Source organism: Burkholderia sp. BCC1985 (genome assembly GCF_905339915.1).
Classification (GTDB): domain Bacteria; phylum Pseudomonadota; class Gammaproteobacteria; order Burkholderiales; family Burkholderiaceae; genus Burkholderia.
In genome coordinates this window covers 101163-120307 of the sequence record NZ_CAJPGY010000021.1, presented here as the reverse complement: position 1 = coordinate 120307, position 19145 = coordinate 101163, and the positions used below count along the sequence as shown (strand labels likewise).

General features: G+C 66.7%; 16 protein-coding genes. 15 read left to right on the top strand and 1 reads right to left on the bottom strand.

The annotated features are described in order from the left end of the window. The 11 genes from mraY to lpxC all read left to right on the top strand — a co-directional run bounded on the left by mraY (window position 1) and on the right by lpxC (window position 12742). Window positions 1-1170: a phospho-N-acetylmuramoyl-pentapeptide-transferase gene (mraY, locus tag U4Z31_RS22255; protein ID WP_006752439.1), complete on the top strand. Its 1170-nt coding sequence runs from the start codon at window positions 1-3 to the stop codon at window positions 1168-1170. A gap of 28 nt (window positions 1171-1198) precedes the next feature. Beyond that, complete coding sequence (murD, locus tag U4Z31_RS22250) at window positions 1199-2710, top strand: UDP-N-acetylmuramoyl-L-alanine--D-glutamate ligase (RefSeq protein WP_257768765.1); 1512 nt, start codon at window positions 1199-1201, stop codon at window positions 2708-2710. Beyond that, window positions 2707-3990 carry a putative lipid II flippase FtsW gene (ftsW, locus tag U4Z31_RS22245; RefSeq protein WP_044844236.1) on the top strand — a complete coding sequence of 428 codons (1284 nt, stop codon included), beginning with the start codon at window positions 2707-2709 and terminating at the stop codon, window positions 3988-3990. The genes murD and ftsW overlap by 4 nt, the downstream gene beginning before the upstream one ends. A 121-nt stretch (window positions 3991-4111) precedes the next feature. Then, window positions 4112-5215, top strand: a complete 1104-nt coding sequence (gene murG / locus U4Z31_RS22240; protein WP_321811389.1) for an undecaprenyldiphospho-muramoylpentapeptide beta-N-acetylglucosaminyltransferase — start codon at window positions 4112-4114, stop codon at window positions 5213-5215. Next, window positions 5212-6609 (top strand): UDP-N-acetylmuramate--L-alanine ligase, encoded by a 1398-nt coding sequence (gene murC / locus U4Z31_RS22235; RefSeq protein WP_321811388.1) that lies wholly within the window; start codon window positions 5212-5214, stop codon window positions 6607-6609. Before murG ends, murC begins: the two co-directional genes overlap by 4 nt. Window position 6610: 1 nt before the next feature. After that, window positions 6611-7552 carry a D-alanine--D-alanine ligase gene (locus U4Z31_RS22230; RefSeq protein WP_321811387.1) on the top strand — a complete coding sequence of 314 codons (942 nt, stop codon included), beginning with the start codon at window positions 6611-6613 and terminating at the stop codon, window positions 7550-7552. 19 nt (window positions 7553-7571) lie between these two features. Continuing rightward, window positions 7572-8324 (top strand): cell division protein FtsQ/DivIB, encoded by a 753-nt coding sequence (locus U4Z31_RS22225; protein ID WP_124520021.1) that lies wholly within the window; start codon window positions 7572-7574, stop codon window positions 8322-8324. Window positions 8325-8350: 26 nt separating this feature from the next. Beyond that, entirely contained in the window at window positions 8351-9583 is a 1233-nt protein-coding gene (ftsA, locus tag U4Z31_RS22220) for a cell division protein FtsA (RefSeq protein ID WP_044844232.1), read from the top strand. A gap of 111 nt (window positions 9584-9694) precedes the next feature. Further along, window positions 9695-10888, top strand: coding sequence for a cell division protein FtsZ (gene ftsZ, locus U4Z31_RS22215; protein ID WP_044844231.1), 1194 nt, complete (start codon window positions 9695-9697; stop codon window positions 10886-10888). Between the two features lie 189 nt (window positions 10889-11077). After that, on the top strand, window positions 11078-11584 hold the full coding sequence (locus tag U4Z31_RS22210) for a peroxiredoxin (protein ID WP_044844230.1): 507 nt from the start codon (window positions 11078-11080) through the stop codon (window positions 11582-11584). Between the two features lie 240 nt (window positions 11585-11824). After that, window positions 11825-12742 (top strand): UDP-3-O-acyl-N-acetylglucosamine deacetylase, encoded by a 918-nt coding sequence (gene lpxC / locus U4Z31_RS22205; protein ID WP_044844229.1) that lies wholly within the window; start codon window positions 11825-11827, stop codon window positions 12740-12742. A 90-nt stretch (window positions 12743-12832) separates the two neighbouring features. Here the strand turns inward: lpxC and U4Z31_RS22200 are convergent, their stop codons facing one another. Beyond that, a complete protein-coding gene (locus U4Z31_RS22200; RefSeq protein WP_044844228.1) occupies window positions 12833-13312 on the bottom strand; it encodes a DUF721 domain-containing protein in 480 nt (159 codons plus the stop codon). Window positions 13313-13579: 267 nt separating this feature from the next. Between U4Z31_RS22200 and secA the strand changes: the two genes are divergently transcribed. The 4 genes from secA (at window position 13580) to U4Z31_RS22180 (ending at window position 19092) form a co-directional block, all read left to right on the top strand. Further along, window positions 13580-16378, top strand: a complete 2799-nt coding sequence (gene secA, locus U4Z31_RS22195; RefSeq protein WP_124488223.1) for a preprotein translocase subunit SecA — start codon at window positions 13580-13582, stop codon at window positions 16376-16378. 143 nt (window positions 16379-16521) lie between these two features. Next, entirely contained in the window at window positions 16522-17763 is a 1242-nt protein-coding gene (gene argJ, locus U4Z31_RS22190) for a bifunctional glutamate N-acetyltransferase/amino-acid acetyltransferase ArgJ (protein ID WP_321796699.1), read from the top strand. Window positions 17764-17782: 19 nt separating this feature from the next. After that, a complete protein-coding gene (locus tag U4Z31_RS22185) occupies window positions 17783-18652 on the top strand; it encodes an ATP-binding protein (protein ID WP_044844225.1) in 870 nt (289 codons plus the stop codon). Continuing rightward, entirely contained in the window at window positions 18649-19092 is a 444-nt protein-coding gene (locus tag U4Z31_RS22180) for an NUDIX domain-containing protein (protein ID WP_044844224.1), read from the top strand. The genes U4Z31_RS22185 and U4Z31_RS22180 overlap by 4 nt, the downstream gene beginning before the upstream one ends. Window positions 19093-19145 lie beyond the last annotated feature (53 nt).

Here is a 19145-nt window from a genome sequence, read left to right as displayed (position 1 = left end):
ATGCTGCTGGCGCTGGCGCAATGGCTGCAGGGAGACGCAAGCTTTTTGCGCTTGTTCACGTACCTGACGTTCCGTGCGGTGATGGCTACCATCACCGCGCTCGGTATCGGGCTCGTGTGCGGACCGTGGGTGATCCGCAAGCTGACGCAAATGAAGGTCGGGCAGGCCGTGCGCAAGGACGGCCCGCAAAGCCATCTCGTCAAGTCCGGCACGCCGACGATGGGCGGCGTGCTGATCCTGATCGGCATCGCGGTCGCGACGCTGCTGTGGGGCGACCTGACGAACCGTTTCATCTGGATCGTCATGCTCGTCACGTTCGGCTTCGGCGTGATCGGCTGGGTCGACGACTACCGCAAGGTCGTCTACAAGGACCCGCGCGGGATGTCGTCGCGCGAAAAGTATTTCTGGCAGTCGGTGATCGGGCTGTTCGCGGCGGTCTACCTCGCATTCAGCGTGTCCGAGGCGAACAACGTGCGCGTGTTCGACCTGTTCATGGCGTGGGTGAGGAGCGGCCTGTCGATGGGGCTGCCGGCGCGGGCCGACCTGATGCTGCCGTTCCTGAAGTCGATCAGCTATCCGCTGGGCGTGTGGGGCTTCATCGTGCTGACGTATTTCGTGATCGTCGGCGCGAGCAACGCGGTGAACCTGACCGACGGCCTCGACGGGCTCGTGATCATGCCGGTCGTGCTGGTCGGCGGGTCGCTCGGCGTGTTCGCGTACGTGATGGGCAGCTCGGTCTATTCGAAATACCTGCTGTTCCCGCACATCCCGGGCGCCGGTGAACTGCTGATCTTCTGTTCCGCGATGGGCGGGGCAGGGCTCGCGTTCCTCTGGTACAACACGCACCCCGCGCAGGTGTTCATGGGCGACGTCGGCGCGCTGGCGCTCGGCGGCGCGCTCGGCACGGTCGCGGTGATCGTGCGCCAGGAAATCGTGCTGTTCATCATGGGCGGCATCTTCGTCGCGGAAACGCTGTCGGTGATGCTGCAGGTGTCGTGGTTCAAGTACACGAAGAAGCGTTACGGCGAAGGGCGGCGCCTGCTGAAGATGGCGCCGCTGCATCACCATTTCGAATTGTCCGGCTGGAAGGAAACGCAGGTGGTGGTGCGTTTCTGGATCATCACGCTGATGCTGTGCCTGTTCGGTCTGTCCACCCTCAAGCTGCGGTAAAGGAAAGGTAACAAGGATGTCTGGCGAGATGTTTGGAGATCGGCAGCGGCCGATGGTGCTCGTACTGGGGCTCGGTGAATCGGGTCTCGCGATCGCGCGGTGGTGCGCGAGGCACGGGTGCCGGCTGCGTATTGCCGATACCCGCGAGGCGCCGCCGAACCTTGCCGCGCTGCAGGCCGAAGGCATCGATGCGGAGTTCGTCGGCGGGCCGTTCACGCCCGCGCTGCTCGACGGCGGCGTCGAGATCGTCGGGCTGAGCCCCGGCCTGTCGCCGCTCGAACCGGCGCTGGCATCGCTGATCGCGGCCGCGAACGAGCGCGCGATCGCGGTATGGGGCGAACTGGAATTCTTCGCGCAGGCGCTGCGCGCGCTCGGCACGAGCGGCTACCAGCCGAAGGTGCTCGCGATCACCGGCACCAACGGCAAGACCACGACGACGAGCCTGACGGGCCTGCTGTGCCGGCGTTCGGGCAAGAAGGTCGCCGTCGCCGGCAACATCAGCCCGGCGATGCTCGACCGGCTCGCGGGCGCGATCGACGAGACGGCGCTGCCCGACGTGTGGGTGCTCGAACTGTCGAGCTTCCAGCTCGAGACGGCGCGCACGTTCGCGCCCGACGCGGCCGCGATTCTCAACATCACGCAGGATCACCTCGACTGGCACGGCAGCTTCGACGCGTATGCGGCCGCGAAGGGCCGGATCTTCGGCGCGACGACGACGCGCGTGCTCAACCGCGACGACGCGGCCGTGATGAAGTTCGCGCCGGCCGCCGGCGCGGCCGATGCGGCGCGCACGGTCACGTTCGGGCTGAACGAACCGGTGCAGGACGGCGACTACGGGCTGTCGCGCGATAACGGTATCGCGTGGCTGGTCGAAGCGGTCGACCGCGACGCGCCGGACGAAACGACGACGACCCGCCGGCGCAAGCGCGACGGCGCGCATACGCCCGACATCGCGCAGAAGCGCCTGATGCCGGTCGACGCGCTGCGCATCCGCGGGCTGCACAACGCGGCGAACGCGCTGGCCGCGTTCGCGCTCGCGCGTGCGATCGACTTGGCCGCAGCGCCGCTGCTGCACGCGCTGCGCGAATACCGCGGCGAGGCGCATCGCGTCGAAGTGATCGCGACGATCGACGACGTGGACTACGTCGACGACAGCAAGGGAACGAACGTCGGCGCGACGGTGGCCGCGCTCGACGGGCTCGCGCAGAAGATCGTGCTGATCGCCGGCGGCGACGGCAAGGGGCAGGATTTCGCGCCGCTGGTCGCGCCGGTCGCGCGCTGGTGTCGTGCGGTGATGCTGATCGGCCGCGACGCGCCGGCGATTCGCGACACGCTCGCCGAAACCGGCGTGCCGCTCGCGGACCACGCGACGCTCGAAGGCGCGGTGCGTGCCGCCGCCGAGCTCGCCGAGCCGGGCGATGCGGTGCTGCTGTCGCCCGCGTGCGCGAGCCTCGACATGTTCAGGAACTACGCCCATCGCGCGGAGGTGTTCCGCGCGGCGGTGGATGAAGTCGCCATCGACAAAGGAGCGACGCCATGAGCTGGTCCGATCGCCTCGTCTCCCGTTTCAACGACCGGCGCGACACCGGCGGCAATGCCGCCGGCGGCCGCGTCGCGTCCGCCACGCGCGCTGCGACCGGCGGCCTCGCGAGCGTCGTCAACGGCGTGCGGCCGAGCCGCTCGCGGATGCTCGACTTCGACTACTCGCTGCTGTGGGTCGCGATCGCGCTGCTCGGGCTCGGCGTCGTGATGGTGTATTCGGCGTCGATCGCGATGCCCGATTCGCCGAAATACGCGTCGTATCACGATTACGCGTTCCTGATGCGCCACTGCGTGTCGCTCGTCGTCGCGTTCATCGCGGCGGTGATCGCGTTCCGCGTGCCGGTGTCGACCTGGGACAAATACGCGCCGCATCTCTTCCTGATCGCGCTGGTCGGCCTCGTGATCGTGCTGATCCCGCACGTCGGCAAGGGCGTGAACGGCGCGCGCCGCTGGATTCCGCTCGGCATCACGAACATGCAGCCGTCGGAAATCATGAAGCTCGCGGTGACGATCTACGCGGCGAACTACACGGTGCGCAAGCAGGAGTACATGCAGAGCTTCGCGAAAGGCTTCCTGCCGATGGCGTTCGCGGTCGGTCTCGTCGGCGCGCTGCTGCTGCTCGAGCCGGACATGGGCGCGTTCATGGTGGTCGCCGCGATCGCGATGGGCGTGCTGTTCCTCGGCGGCGTGAACGGCAAGCTGTTCGGCGGCCTGGTCGCGACGGCGGTCGGCACCTTCACGATGCTCGTATGGCTGTCGCCGTGGCGCCGCGAGCGGATCTTCGCGTATCTCGATCCGTGGGACGAACGGTATGCGCAGGGCAAGGCGTACCAGCTCACGCATTCGCTGATCGCGTTCGGCCGCGGCGAGTGGTTCGGCGTCGGCCTCGGCGGCAGCGTCGAGAAGCTGAACTACCTGCCCGAAGCGCATACCGACTTCATCCTCGCGGTGATCGGCGAGGAACTCGGCTTTGTCGGCGTGATGGTCGTGATCCTGCTGTTCTACTGGATCGTGCGCCGCGCGTTCGAGATCGGCCGCCAGGCGCTCGCGCTCGATCGCACGTTCGCGGGCCTGACGGCGAAGGGCATCGGTATCTGGTTCGGCGCGCAGACGTTCATCAACATGGGCGTGAACCTCGGCCTGCTGCCGACCAAGGGCCTGACGCTGCCGCTCGTGAGCTATGGCGGCTCGGGCATCCTGCTGAACTGTGTCGCGCTCGCGGTGCTGCTGCGGGTCGATTATGAAAATCGCGTACTGATGCGGGGAGGGAAGGTATGACCTCCCTGCGTCAGTACGCGATTTCGGCGAAGGCTAACTTCGTGCGCGAAGCGTGCGAAGTTAAGCGTAGCGGCCGTAGCCAAAACGTTCGTTCATTCTTGCTGATGCGGGGAGGGAAGGTATGACCGCGTCGCGACGCACGCTGATGGTGATGGCAGGCGGCACCGGGGGCCACGTGTTCCCGGGGCTCGCGGTCGCGCACCGGATGGAAGCGGCGGGCTGGCGCGTCGTGTGGCTCGGCAATCCGGCCGGGATGGAAGCGACGCTCGTGCCGAAGCACGGCATTCCGATGGAATACGTGCGCTTCGGCGGACTGCGCGGCAAGGGCCTGAAGACCAAGCTGACGCTGCCGTTCAACCTGCTGCGCGCATGCTGGCAGAGCCTCGGCGCACTGCACCGCGTGCGGCCCGACGTCGTGCTCGGGATGGGCGGCTACATCACGTTCCCGGCGGGCGTGATGGCCGCGCTGTCGGGTCGTCCGCTCGTGCTGCACGAACAGAATTCGATCGCGGGCCTGACCAACAAGGTGCTCGCGAAACTGGCCAGACGCGTGCTCGTCGCGTTTCCCGGCGCGCTGCCGCACGCGGAATGGACGGGCAACCCGATTCGTGCGGAACTTGCGCACACGGAACCGCCCAAAGCACGCTATGCGTCGCGCAGCGGCCCGCTGAACGTGCTGGTCGTCGGCGGCAGCCTCGGTGCGGCCGCGCTGAACGAAGTCGTGCCGCGCGCGCTGGCGCTGCTGACGCCGGACGAGCGCCCGCGCGTCGTGCACCAGGCCGGCGCAAAGCACATCGACGCGCTGAAGGCGAATTACGAAGCGGCCGGTTTCGCGGCCGGCGAAGACGTGCGGCTCGTGCCGTTCATCGACGACATGGCGAGCGCGTACGCGGCGGCGGATCTGGTGGTCTGCCGTTCCGGCGCGATGACGGTGTCGGAGATCGCGGCGGTGGGCGTGGCGGCGCTGTTCGTGCCGTTCCCGTACGCGGTCGACGACCACCAGACGACCAACGCCGCGTTCCTCGCCGATGCGGGCGCGGCCGTGCTGGTGCAACAACGCGACCTGTCGGCGGAACTGCTCGCCGACTGGCTGCGCGGCCAGTCGCGGGCGTCGCTCGCGGACATGGCAGAGCGTTCGCGCTCGCTGGCGAAGCCCGAGGCCACCGACGAAGTCGCGCGTGTCTGCGCGAAGGTGGCCGGCGCGAACCTGGAAAAACTGCAATGAAACACATCGTCAAACACATTCATTTCGTCGGGATCGGCGGCGCGGGCATGAGCGGCATCGCCGAAGTGCTCGTCAACCTCGGCTACGAGGTCAGCGGCTCCGACCTGTCGCGCAACGCGGTGACCGACCGTCTCGAGGCGCTCGGCGCGCGGATCGCGATCGGCCACGACGCGGCGAACATCGAGGGCGCGAACGCGGTCGTCGTATCGACGGCCGTGCGCTCGGACAACCCCGAGGTGCTGGCCGCGCGTAGCCAGCGCGTGCCGATCGTGCAGCGCGCGGTGATGCTCGCGGAACTGATGCGCCTGAAGCAGGGCATCGCGATCGCCGGCACGCACGGCAAGACCACGACGACGAGCCTCGTCGCGAGCGTGCTCGCGGCAGGCGGGCTGGACCCGACCTTCGTGATCGGCGGCCGGCTGATCAGCGCCGGCGCGAACGCGCGGCTCGGCACGGGCGACTTCATCGTCGCCGAGGCCGACGAGTCGGACGCGTCGTTCCTGAACCTGTATCCGGTGATCGAAGTCATCACGAACATCGACGCCGATCACATGGACACTTACGGCCACGATTTCGCGCGGCTCAAGCAGGCGTTCATCGAGTTCACGCAGCGCCTGCCGTTCTACGGCAGCGCGGTGGTGTGCGTCGACGATCCGAACGTGCGGCAGATCATCCCGTTCATCTCGAAGCCGGTCGTGCGCTACGGGCTGTCGCCGGACGCGCAGGTGCGCGCGGAAGACATCGACGCGCGCGACGGCCGCATGCACTTCACGGTGATCCGCGAAGGCCGTGCGCCGCTCGCGGTGGTGCTGAACCTGCCGGGCCTGCACAACGTGCAGAACGCGCTCGCGGCGATCGCGATCGCGACCGATCTCGGCGTGGCGGACGACGCGATCCAGCTGGCGCTCGCGGAATTCAACGGCGTCGGCCGGCGCTTCCAGCGCTACGGCGAGGTGCCGAGCGCGGACGGCGGCCAGTACACGCTGATCGACGATTACGGCCACCACCCGGTCGAGATGGCCGCGACGATCGCGGCCGCGCGCGGCGCATTCCCGGGCCGCCGCCTCGTGCTGGCGTTCCAGCCGCACCGCTACACGCGCACGCGCGACTGCTTCGACGATTTCGTCAACGTGCTGTCGACGGTCGACGCGCTGGTGCTGACGGAAGTTTATGCCGCGGGCGAAGCGGCGATCGCGACGGCCAACGGCGACGCGCTGTCGCGTGCGCTGCGCGCGGTGGGGAAGGTTGACCCGGTGTTCGTCGCGACGGTCGACGACGTGCCGGATGCATTGGCGACGGTCGCGCAGAACGGCGACGTGGTGATCACGATGGGCGCGGGTTCGATCGGCGGCGTGCCGGCGAAGCTCGTGCAACACACTCAACAGAAGGCATGACATGAGCGGGATCGATCCGAAACGTTTCGGCAAGGTGGCGGTGTTGTTCGGCGGCGAATCCGCCGAGCGCGAGGTGTCGCTCACCTCGGGCCGCCTCGTGCTCCAGGGCCTGCGCGACGCGGGCGTCGACGCGCATCCGTTCGACCCGGCCGAGCGGCCGCTGTCGGCGCTGAAGGACGAAGGCTTCGTGCGCGCGTTCAACGCGCTGCACGGCGGTTACGGCGAGAACGGCCAGATCCAGGGCGCACTCGATTTCTACGGGATCCGCTACACGGGCAGCGGCGTGCTCGGCTCGGCGCTCGGCCTCGACAAGTTCCGCACGAAGCTCGTGTGGCAGCAGACGGGCGTGCCGACGCCGCCGTTCGAGATGGTGATGCGGGGCGACGACTACGCGGCGCGCGCGACGGACATCGTCGCGAAGCTCGGCCTGCCGCTGTTCGTGAAGCCGGCGAGCGAAGGCTCGAGCGTCGCGGTGCTGAAGGTGAAGACGGCCGACGCGTTGCCCGCCGCACTGTCGGAAGCGGCGACGCACGACAAGATCGTGATCGTCGAGAAGAGCATCGAAGGCGGCGGCGAATACACCGCGTGCATCGCCGGCGATCTCGACCTGCCGCTGATCAAGATCGTGCCGGCCGGCGAGTTCTACGACTACCACGCGAAGTATGTCGCCGACGACACGCAGTACCTGATTCCGTGCGGGCTGCCCGCCGAACAGGAAGCGGAACTGAAGCGCATCGCGCGCCGCGCGTTCGACGTGCTCGGCTGCACCGACTGGGGCCGGGCGGACTTCATGCTCGACGCCGCCGGCAACGCGTATTTCCTGGAAGTGAACACGGCCCCCGGGATGACCGACCACTCGCTGCCGCCGAAGGCCGCGCGCTCGATCGGCATCAGCTATTCGGAGCTGGTCGTGAAGGTGCTGTCGCTTACGCTCAACGACTGACGCAGGAACGGAACGACGTATGTGGAACAACGTTCGCCAACTCAACCTTGCCGCCAGCGCGCTGTACGCGCTGTTGCTGCTCGTGTTGGCGGCGGCCGGCTGCTACTGGCTGATCCAGCGTCCGACGTTCGCGCTGCGCGAAATCCGGATCGATGGCGACACCGAGCACATCAACTCGCCGACGGTGCGTGCGGGCGTGGTCGGCCGGCTGAAGGGCAATTTCTTCACGGTCGATCTCGACGCGGCGCGGGCCGCGTTCGAGCAGATGCCGTGGGTGCGCCACGCGAGCGTGCGCCGGGTGTGGCCGAATGCGCTGGCTGTCACGCTCGAGGAGTACAAACCGCTCGGGACCTGGGGCAGTGCGCAGCTCGTGAGCGTCGACGGCGAGCTGTTCACCGCGAACCAGGGCGAACTGGATCAGGAATTGCCCGCGTTCGACGGCCCGGAGGGCAGTGCGAAGGAAGTCGTCACGCGGTATCACGACTTCGCGAACTGGTTTGCGCCGCTGAAGGCGGCGCCGGAAGAAGTGACGCTGTCGGCGCGCTACGCGTGGACGGTGAAGCTGTCGAACGGCATGCAGGTCGAGCTGGGCAAGGAACGCAACAGCGAGTCGCTGCATGACCGGAGCCAGCGCCTCGTCGCCGCGTGGCCGGCTGTCACGGAGCGTTGGGGCAACGACATCGAGTACGCGGACCTGCGTTATCCGAACGGATTCGCGATTCGTGCGGCAGGCATGCGGTTCCTGACCGATACCGACAAGCGCAAGAAGTAACGAGAGATCACACGCAAGAGCACTTTATGAGCAAAGACTACAAGGATCTGCTGGTTTCCCTCGACATCGGCACGTCGAAGGTGGTGGCCATCGTCGCCGAGCTGAAGGGCGAAGGCCATTACGAGGTGATCGGCCTCGGCCAGAGCGAGTCGAAAGGTCTGAAGAAGGGCGTGGTGGTCAACATCGAGGCCACCGTGCAGTCGATCCAGCGCGCGCTCGAGGAAGCCGAGCTGATGGCCGACTGCAAGATCACCAACGTGTTCACGGGGATCGCCGGCAGCCACATCCGCAGCTTCAACTCGAGCGGGATGGTCGCGATCAAGGACAAGGAGGTCACGCAGACCGACGTCGCGCGCGTGATCGAGACCGCGAAGGCGATCAACATCCCGACCGACCAGCAGGTGCTGCACATCCTCACGCAGGAATTCATCATCGACGGCCAGGAAGACGTGCGCGAGCCGATCGGCATGAGCGGGATCCGCCTCGAGGTGAAGGTGCACATCGTGACCGGTGCGGTCAGCGCCGCGCAGAACATTGTCAAGTGCGTGCGCCGCTGCGGGCTGGAAGTGAACGACCTGATCCTGCAGCCGCTCGCGTCGTCGCTGGCCGTGCTGACTGAAGACGAGAAGGATCTCGGCGTGGTGCTGGTCGACGTCGGCGGCGGCACGACCGACATCGCGATCTTCGCCGAAGGCGCGATTCGCCACACCGCGGTGATTCCGATCGCCGGCGACCAGATCACGAGCGACATCGCGATGGCGCTGCGCACGCCGACGCCGGACGCGGAAGACATCAAGGTCGGCTACGGGATCGCGAAGCAGGCGCTCGCCGATCCGGACGAGATGGTCGAAGTGCCGGGCCTCGGCGAACGCGGTCCGCGCACGCTGTCGCGCCAGGCGCTTGCCGCCGTGATCGAGCCGCGCGTCGAGGAACTGTTCTCGCTCGTGCAGCAGGTCGTGCGCGAGTCGGGTTACGAAGAACTGCTGAGCTCCGGCGTGGTCATTACCGGCGGGGCTTCGATGATGCCGGGCATGGTCGAGCTCGGCGAAGACATTTTCCTGAAGCCGGTGCGCATCGGCGCGCCGGAATACGCAGGCGGCCTCGCCGACGTGGTGCGCAACCCGCGCTACTCGACGGCGATGGGCCTGCTGGTCGAAGGCAGTGCGCAGCGCATGCGCGGCCGCAAGGTCGCCGTGCAGTCCGGCAACGCGGGGCAGATCTTCTCGCGGATGAAGGAATGGTTCCTGAGCAACTTTTGACATACCGAATCGAAATTCGCGCCGGTGCCGGCGGCTGGCGCGCGACAGGGGGTTGCCCGATCTCCTGCCGAATAACGGCCGAGTAGTTCTATTTTCTTGACGGAGGCAACAATGGAATTCGAAATGCTGGAAACCGAAACCAACGGCACCATCATCAAGGTGGTCGGCGTTGGCGGCGCTGGCGGCAATGCCGTTCAGCACATGATCAACCGTGGCGTGCAGGGCGTCGACTTCATCGTGATGAACACCGACGCACAGGCGCTGTCGCGTGCGCGCGCACCGTCCGTGATCCAGCTCGGCAACACGGGCCTCGGCGCCGGCGCGAAGCCGGAAATGGGCAAGGCGGCGGCGGAAGAGGCGCGCGAGCGCATCGCCGACGCACTGCGTGGCGCGCACATGGTGTTCATCACGGCCGGCATGGGTGGCGGCACGGGCACGGGCGCGGCGCCGGTGGTCGCGCAGATCGCGAAGGAGATGGGCATCCTGACGGTGGGTGTCGTCAGCAAGCCGTTCGAATTCGAAGGCGGCAAGCGCATGCGCGTCGCGGAAGCAGGCTCGCAGCAACTGGAGGATCACGTCGACTCGCTGATCGTCGTCCTGAACGACAAGCTGTTCGACGTGATGGGCGATGACGCCGAGATGGACAAGTGCTTCCAGTGCGCGGACGACGTGTTGAACAACGCGGTTGCGGGCATTGCCGAAATCATCAATGTCGATGGCCTCGTGAACGTCGACTTCGAAGACGTGAAGACGGTGATGGGCGAGCAGGGCAAGGCGATGATGGGCACGGCGACGGTCGCCGGCGTCGATCGCGCACGCCTCGCGGCGGAACAGGCCGTGGCGAGCCCGCTGCTCGAAGGCGTCGATCTGTCGGGCGCGCGCGGCGTGCTGGTCAACATCACGTCGAGCCGTTCGCTGCGTCTGTCGGAAACGCGCGAAGTGATGAACACGATCAAGAGCTACGCGGCGGAAGATGCCACGGTGATCTTCGGTGCGGTGTACGACGACGCGATGGGCGATGCGCTGCGCGTGACGGTCGTGGCGACGGGTCTGGGCCGTGCGGCGAAGAAGCAGCAATCGGCTCCGATGACGCTGCTGCGCACCGGCACCGACAACCAGCCGGTGAACGTCTCGCACGGCTATGCGCAGCCGCAGCACGTCAGCACGGCCGACTACGGCGCGCTCGATACGCCGGCGGTGTGGCGCAACTCGCGCGAAACCGCGGCATCGCACGTGCAGGCGCTGCAGGAGAAGGGTGTCGACACGTACGACATCCCGGCTTTCCTGCGCAAGCAGGCTGACTGACGACGCACACAGGCGAAGCCGCGGCAAGTTTGCCGCGGTAACGCCGGCGTGACGGATGCCACGGACCACGACAGGCCGCGTCGGATGCGACGCCGGGCCGGGAAACGTGCCCTCTTCGCTCGAGCGAGGCGGGATGGGCCGTGCTGTCCGCTACACGCTGAAAAACCGTATCGCTATGAGGGACCAGCCATGATTCAAGTGGGCGACGCGCTGCCCGACGCGCAACTGTTCGAGTTCATCGACGACGCGCGCGAAGGCTGCACGCTGGGGCCGAATGCCTTCAGCGTGCGCGACCAGGTTGCGGGAAAGCGGGTGGTGATCTTCGGATTGCCGGGAGCTTTCACGCCGACCTGCTCGGCGCAGCATGTGCCGGGCTATGTCGAGCACGCCGAGCAACTGCGCTCGGCGGGCATCGACGAGCTCTGGTGCGTGTCCGTCAACGACGCATTCGTGATGGGCGCATGGGGACGTGATCTGCACACCGCGGGCAAGGTGCGCATGATGGCGGACGGCAGCGCTGCTTTCACTCATGCGCTGGGGCTGACGCAGGATTTGTCCGCGCGTGGCATGGGAATCCGTTCCCTGCGCTACGCGATGGTGGTCGACGACGGTGTGGTCAAGACGCTGGCCGTCGAAGCGCCGGGCAAGTTCGAAGTGAGCGATGCGGCGAGCGTGCTCGCGACGTTGAAGTCCTGATCGTGCGGTGCGCCGTTGCCTGCCGGCAACGCTGCTCACCGGCCTCAGGGCAGTTGTAACACGGGCCGATGACCGGAAACGCCTCCGTTCCGGGCATCGGCCCGTCCCGTATCGGCGCGGGTAACCAGTCGAAACAGATTGATACGCAGTTTCAAACAGCGTCGAATAGGGAATTACGCTATAATCTCACCTATCGAATATAACTCCTGATTGATATTCTCAATCAAGACGAAGAACATCATGCTGAAGCAGCGCACCATCAAATCGATCGTGAAGACCGTGGGCATCGGTCTCCACTCGGGCCGCAAGGTCGAACTGACGCTCCGCCCGGCCGCGCCGGGCACGGGGATCGTATTCTCGCGCGTCGACCTGCCCACGCCTGTCGACATCCCGGCATCCGCGATGTCGATCGGCGACACGCGGCTCGCGTCGGTGCTGCAGAAGGATGGAGCGCGCGTGTCGACCGTCGAGCACCTGATGTCGGCGTGCGCCGGCCTCGGCATCGACAACCTCTATGTCGACGTGACGGCCGAGGAAATCCCGATCATGGACGGCAGCGCCGCGTCCTTCGTGTTCCTGATCCAGTCCGCGGGCATCGAGGAGCAGAACGCGCCGAAGCGCTTCATCAAGGTGAAGAAGCCGGTCGAAATCCGCGACGGCGACAAGTTCGCGCGTCTCGATCCGTATTTCGGCTTCAAGCTGAAGTTCACGATCGACTTTCGTCACCCGGCCGTCGACAAGACCGGCCAGGAGCTCGAGGTCGATTTCGCGAATACGTCGTACGTGCGCGAGATCGCGCGTGCGCGCACGTTCGGTTTTGCCCATGAAGTCGAAATGATGCGCGAGCTGGGTCTCGCGCGCGGCGGCAGCATGGACAACGCGATCGTGCTCGACGAGTACCGGATCCTGAACAACGACGGGCTGCGTTACGACGACGAGTTCGTGAAGCACAAGATGCTCGATGCGATCGGCGACCTGTACGTGGTCGGCCATCCGCTGCTGGCGTCGTACACCGCGTACAAGTCGGGCCACGGGCTGAACAACGCGCTGCTGCGCGAACTGCTCGCGCACGAAGACGCGTACGAGATCGTCACGTTCGACGATCCGCAGGCTGCGCCGAAGGGCTTCGCGTTCGACGCGCAGACGGCCTTCGCCTGATCGACGTCCGGCGCCCCGCGATAAAAAAAGCGCCCCTCGGGTCGCTTTTTTATTGGGCGGCCGGCCCGCACGGGCGGCGGCGGTGCGCGTTCAGCGCGACGACTTCGCACCGTGCCGTGCGGCCATCCGCGCGAGCGCGGCCTGCAGCGGCGATGGCTCGAGGTGATCGGCGAGTTCGCGCAACGCGGCGGCGCCGACGGTCGTCATGCGCGCCTGCTTCACGTGCGGCGGTTCCGGCGCGTCCTTCGGACGCACGCGAACCCGCAGCGCCGAGACCGGCCAGCCGCGCTTCTGGAGATCGGCGAGCAGGCGCGGCTCGACTTGCCGCAAGCGGGCCGCGAGCGCATTGTGCGCGGCAAAGAGGGTCAGGGTGCCGTCCTTGATGGAGCCCGGTTCGACATGACTCGCAAGATAGTCGGGCAGGAGCGCGGCGAGGTCGCGCTGCAGCGACGCGACCTGTTCGACGCCGGCGCGCAGCGCCGCGAACGCGTCGGTGCGGTTGAGCACTTCGGACACGGGTTGCGGGCGATACGCGGGGAGCGGGCCGAAACGCTTGGAAAATCGGTTCATCGAGGCATTCTTCGGGCGCGCACGGGCGCGGACGTTGACGCCGATTGTACCCGCGCCGGCTCCCGCACGGGCGGCTTTCGGGCCGTGCGCGCGGTTGCCTGCACGGGTTCGGCGTGCGGCGTGGGTCGGGCCGGGACACCGGCGCATGCTTCCTCGCGTGCTAAAATTCCTCGTTTGATTCCACTAATTCGCTAAGCCGCCGAGGCTCGGGCGTCGGGGCGCGCAACACGCGCCGGGCGCCGGTGCTGCGACGCAGGATCCGATCCGATGACAACCGGTTTTCTCCAGAAAATTTTTGGCAGCCGCAACCAGCGGCTCGTCAAGCAATACCAAAAGACCGTCGCGACGATCAATGCGCTCGAAACGCAGATCGAGAAGCTGACGGACGACCAGTTGCGCGGCAAGACGGATGAGTTCCGCCAGCGGATCGCGGGCGGCGAGTCGCTCGACAAGCTGCTGCCTGAGGCGTTCGCGGTCTGCCGGGAGGCGAGCCGCCGCGTGCTGAAGATGCGCCATTTCGACGTGCAGCTGATCGGCGGCATGGTGCTCCACTACGGCAAGATCGCGGAAATGCGCACCGGCGAAGGCAAGACGCTCGTCGCGACGCTGCCCGTGTACCTGAATGCGCTGGCCGGCCGTGGCGTGCACGTGGTGACGGTCAACGACTACCTCGCGCAGCGCGACGCCGAATGGATGGCGCGCCTCTACAACTTCCTCGGTCTGTCGGTCGGCATCAACCTGTCCGGCATGGAGCACGACCAGAAGCAGCAGGCCTACGCGTCGGACATCACCTACGGCACGAACAACGAGTTCGGCTTCGACTACCTGCGCGACAACATGGTCTACGAGACCGACGCGCGCGTGCAGCGGGCCCTGAACTTCGCGGTCGTCGACGAAGTGGACTCGATCCTGATCGACGAGGCGCGTACGCCGCTGATCATCTCGGGCCAGGCGGAAGACCACACCGAGCTGTACGTGCGGATGAACGCGCTGCCGCCGCTGCTCGAGCGCCAGATCGGCGAGGAGAAGGCCGATGGCACGGGCGTCGAGAAGCCGGGCGACTACACGCTCGACGAGAAGTCGCGCCAGGTGTTCCTGACGGAGTCGGGCCACGAGAAGGCCGAGCGGCTGCTCGCCGAGTGGGGCCTGATCGGCGAGGGCGAGAGCCTGTACGCACCGCAGAACATCACGCTGATGCACCACGTGTACGCGGCGCTGCGCGCCCACACGCTGTTCCACAAGGATCAGCACTACGTCGTGCAGAACGGCGAAGTGGTGATCGTCGACGAATTCACGGGCCGCCTGATGGCGGGTCGTCGCTGGTCCGACGGCCTGCACCAGGCGGTCGAGGCGAAGGAGCACGTGAAGATCCAGAGCGAGAACCAGACGCTCGCCTCGATCACGTTCCAGAACTACTTCCGGATGTACGCGAAGCTCGCGGGCATGACGGGCACGGCGGACACCGAAGCGTACGAATTCAACGAGATCTACGGCCTCGAGACGGTCGTGATCCCGACCAACCGTCCGCCGAAGCGGATCGACAAGCAGGACCAGATCTACAAGACGGCCAAGGAGCGCTACGACGCGGTGATCCGCGACATTCGCGAGTGCTACGAGCGCGGTCAGCCGGTGCTGGTCGGCACGACGTCGATCGAGAACTCGGAACTGCTGTCGCACCTGCTGAAGCAGGCCGGGCTGCCGCACGAGGTGCTGAACGCGAAGCAGCACGAGCGTGAAGCGGCGATCGTCGCGGAAGCCGGCCGTCCGAAGCGCATCACGATCGCGACCAACATGGCCGGTCGCGGTACCGACATCGTGCTCGGCGGCAACGCCGAGAAGCAGGCCGCATTCATCGAAGCCGACGAAGCGATCCCGGCCGACGAAAAGGCGCGCCGCATCAAGCAGTTGCACGATGAGTGGGAAACGCTGCACGAGCAGGTGAAGGCCGCGGGCGGCCTGCACATCATCGGCACCGAGCGCCATGAATCGCGCCGGATCGACAACCAGCTGCGCGGCCGTGCGGGCCGCCAGGGCGATCCGGGCTCGTCGCGCTTCTACCTGTCGCTCGACGATCCGCTGCTGCGCATCTTCGCGGGCGACCGCGTGCGCTCGATCATGGATCGCCTGAAGATGCCGGAAGGCGAGGCGATCGAGGCCGGCATCGTCACGCGTTCGATCGAATCGGCGCAGCGCAAGGTCGAAGCGCGCAACTTCGACATCCGCAAGCAGCTGCTCGAATACGACGACGTGTCGAACGACCAGCGCAAGGTGATCTACCAGCAGCGCAACGAATTGCTCGAAGCGCACGACATCACCGAGACGATCTCGGCGATGCGTCACGGCGTGATCACCGAAGTCGTCCGCCAGTTCGTGCCGGAAGGCAGCATCGAGGAACAGTGGGACGTGCCCGAGCTCGAGGAAGCGCTGCGCAACGACTGGCAGCTCGACCTCGCGATCCAGGAAATGGTGAACGAGTCCTCGTCGATCACGGCCGAGGAGATTCTCGAAGCCGTGACGACCGCCGCCGACGAGCAGTACGAGGCGAAGGTCGCGCTGGTCGGCCGCGAATCGTTCAGCGCGTTCGAGCGTTCGGTGATGCTGCAGACGGTCGACCGGCTGTGGCGCGAGCACCTCGCGGCGCTCGACCACCTGCGCCAGGGCATCCACCTGCGCGGCTATGCGCAGAAGAACCCGAAGCAGGAATACAAGCGCGAAGCGTTCGAGCTGTTCGCCGCGATGCTCGACGCGATCAAGCAGGAAGTCACGCGCATCGTGATGAACGTGCAGATCCAGTCGCCTGAGCAGCTCGAGGAAGCCGCCGAGCAGATCGAGGAGCGCGGCGGTCATCTCGAAAACGTCGAGTTTCAGCACGCCGACTACGCGGAATCCGGCGCGCCGGTCGCGAACGTCGCGGCCGCCACCGCGGCCACGGCGACGGCCGACATGGTCGGCAGTGCGATGACCCACAGCGGCCCCGGCGGCGAGATGCCGAAGGTCGGCCGCAACGACCCGTGCCCGTGCGGCAGCGGCAAGAAGTACAAGCAATGTCACGGGAAGCTGTCATGATCGGCGGCGGCGCGCATCCGCGTGCCGCTTCGTTCGCAGCTTCGAGTCAGTGACGTGAGTTGCGGCGGCCCGCGCGTGCGGCCGCCGGTTCTTCCAATCGATGCCGGCGCGTGCCGGCATTTTCCATCCGGCAGGTGTGCCCCATGGCTGTCAATTTTCCGTCGATCGATCCCGCCCAACTCCATCCCGTCGCCGGCGTCACGCTCGGCTGGGCGGAAGCGAACATCCGCAAGCCGAATCGCAAGGACGTGCTGGTCATCTCCGTCGACGAAGGGGCGACGGTCGCCGGCGTATTCACCGAGAACCGCTTCTGCGCCGCGCCCGTGATCGTGTGCCGCGAGCATCTCGCGAAGGTGCGCGCGGGCGGCGCGGGCATCCGCGCGCTCGTCGTGAACACCGGCAACGCGAATGCGGGCACCGGCGAGCCGGGCCTCGCGAACACCCGCGAAACCTGCGCGGAACTCGCGCGTCTCGCGGGCCTCGACGCCGCACAGGTGCTGCCGTTCTCGACCGGCGTGATTCTCGAGCCGCTGCCGATCGACCGCCTGAAGGCCGGGCTGCCGGCCGCGCTCGCGAACCGCAAGGCCGCGAACTGGTACGACGCCGCGCAGGCGATCATGACGACCGACACGCTGCCGAAGGCCGCGTCGCGCCAGGTGACGATCGACGGCCATACGGTCACGCTGACGGGCATCAGCAAGGGCGCGGGCATGATCAAGCCGAACATGGCGACGATGCTCGGCTTCCTCGCGTTCGATGCGAATGTCGCGCAGCCGGTACTCGACACGCTCGTGAAGGAAGTGGCCGACCGCTCGTTCAACTGCATCACGATCGACGGCGACACGTCGACGAACGACTCGTTCATCCTGATCGCGTCGGGCAAGAGCACGCTGCCCGCGATCACGTCGACCGACTCGCCGGCTTATGCGGCGCTGCGCGATGCAGTGACGCAGGTCGCCCAGCAGCTGTCGCAGCTGATCGTGCGCGACGGCGAAGGCGCGACGAAATTCATGACGGTGCAGGTCGAGGGCGGCAAGAGCGTCGCCGAGTGCCGCCAGATCGCGTATGCGATCGGGCATTCGCCGCTGGTGAAGACGGCCTTCTATGCATCCGACCCCAACCTGGGCCGGATTCTCGCGGCGATCGGCTACGCGGGCGTCACGGATCTCGACGTCGGCAAGATCGATCTCTATCTCGACGACGTGCTCGTCGCGAAGGCCGGCGGCCGTAACCCGGCTTATCAGGAAGAGGACGGCCAGCGCGTGATGAAGCAGAGCGAAATCACGATTCGCGTGCTGCTTGGCCGCGGCGACGCGCAGGCAACGGTCTGGACGTGCGACCTGTCGCACGATTACGTGAGCATCAACGCGGACTACCGCTCCTGATCGGGAGCGCTCGAACGACATGGACAAGCTCGAACAGTTTCTGACGCGCGCGGAAGCGCTGCTCGGCCGCCTCGAGGGGATGCTGCCCCCGGCGCCGGCGGCCGTCGACTGGAACGCCGCCACCGCGTTTCGCTGGCGCAAGCGCCAGGGGCGCGGCTATCTGCAACCGGTGCCGGCAGCGTCGACGATCACGCTCGACGACCTGCACAACATCGATCGGCAGAAAGGGCTGATCGAGCAGAACACGCGACAGTTCGTGCAGTGCAAGCCGGCGAACAACGTGCTGCTGACCGGTGCCCGCGGCACCGGCAAGTCGTCGCTGATCAAGGCGTGCCTGAACGCCTATGCGAAGGACGGGCTGCGCCTGATCGAAGTCGACAAGGACGATCTTCACGATCTCGGCGACATCGTCGAGGTGATCTCGCAGCGTCCGGAGCGGTTCATCGTGTTCTGCGACGACCTGTCGTTCGAGGACGGCGAATCGGGCTACAAGGCGCTGAAGGTCGCGCTCGACGGCTCGATCGCCGCGCAGTCCGACAACGTGCTGATCTACGCGACGTCGAATCGCCGCCATCTGCTGCCCGAGTACATGAGCGACAACGAGTCGTACAAGCATCTGCCGGACGGCGAGATCCACCCCGGCGAAGTCGTCGAGGAAAAGATCTCGCTGTCGGAGCGCTTCGGCCTGTGGGTCAGCTTCTACCCGTTCAAGCAGGACGACTACCTCGACATCGTCGCGCACTGGCTGCGCCATTTCGGTTGCGCGGACGCCGAGATCGAGACGGCACGCGGCGATGCGCTCGTCTGGGCGCTCGAGCGCGGTTCGCGTTCGGGGCGTGTCGCATGGCAGTTCGCGCGCGACTGGTCGGGTCGCAAGGAGCAGGCATGAGCACGGATTCCGTAACGAGCGCCGTGCGCGCGCCCGACGGCCGGAAGGTGACGGAGGTCGCGGTCGGCGTGATGGTGCAGCCAGACGGTCGCTACCTGCTCGCGCAGCGGCTGCAGGGCAAGCCGTATGAAGGCTATTGGGAGTTTCCGGGCGGCAAGCTGGAGGCCGGGGAGAGCGTCGAGGACGCGCTGGCGCGCGAGCTGCACGAGGAGCTCGGCATCGAAGTCACGGCCAGCCACCGCTGGCATACGCTCGAACACGATTATCCACACGCGTACGTGCGGCTCTATTTCTGCAAGGTGACGGGCTGGACGGGCGAGCCGCACAGCAAGGAAGGGCAGGCGTTCGTATGGCAGCAACTGCCGGTCGAGGTCGCGCCGCTGTTGCCGGCGGCGCTGCCGGTGCTGGAACTGCTCGAGAAGGAAGCGGCGTCGCAATGACGCCGTGACGGCTCGCCTGAAAGGCGGGCCGTATCCGCCCATGGGCGGTGCCG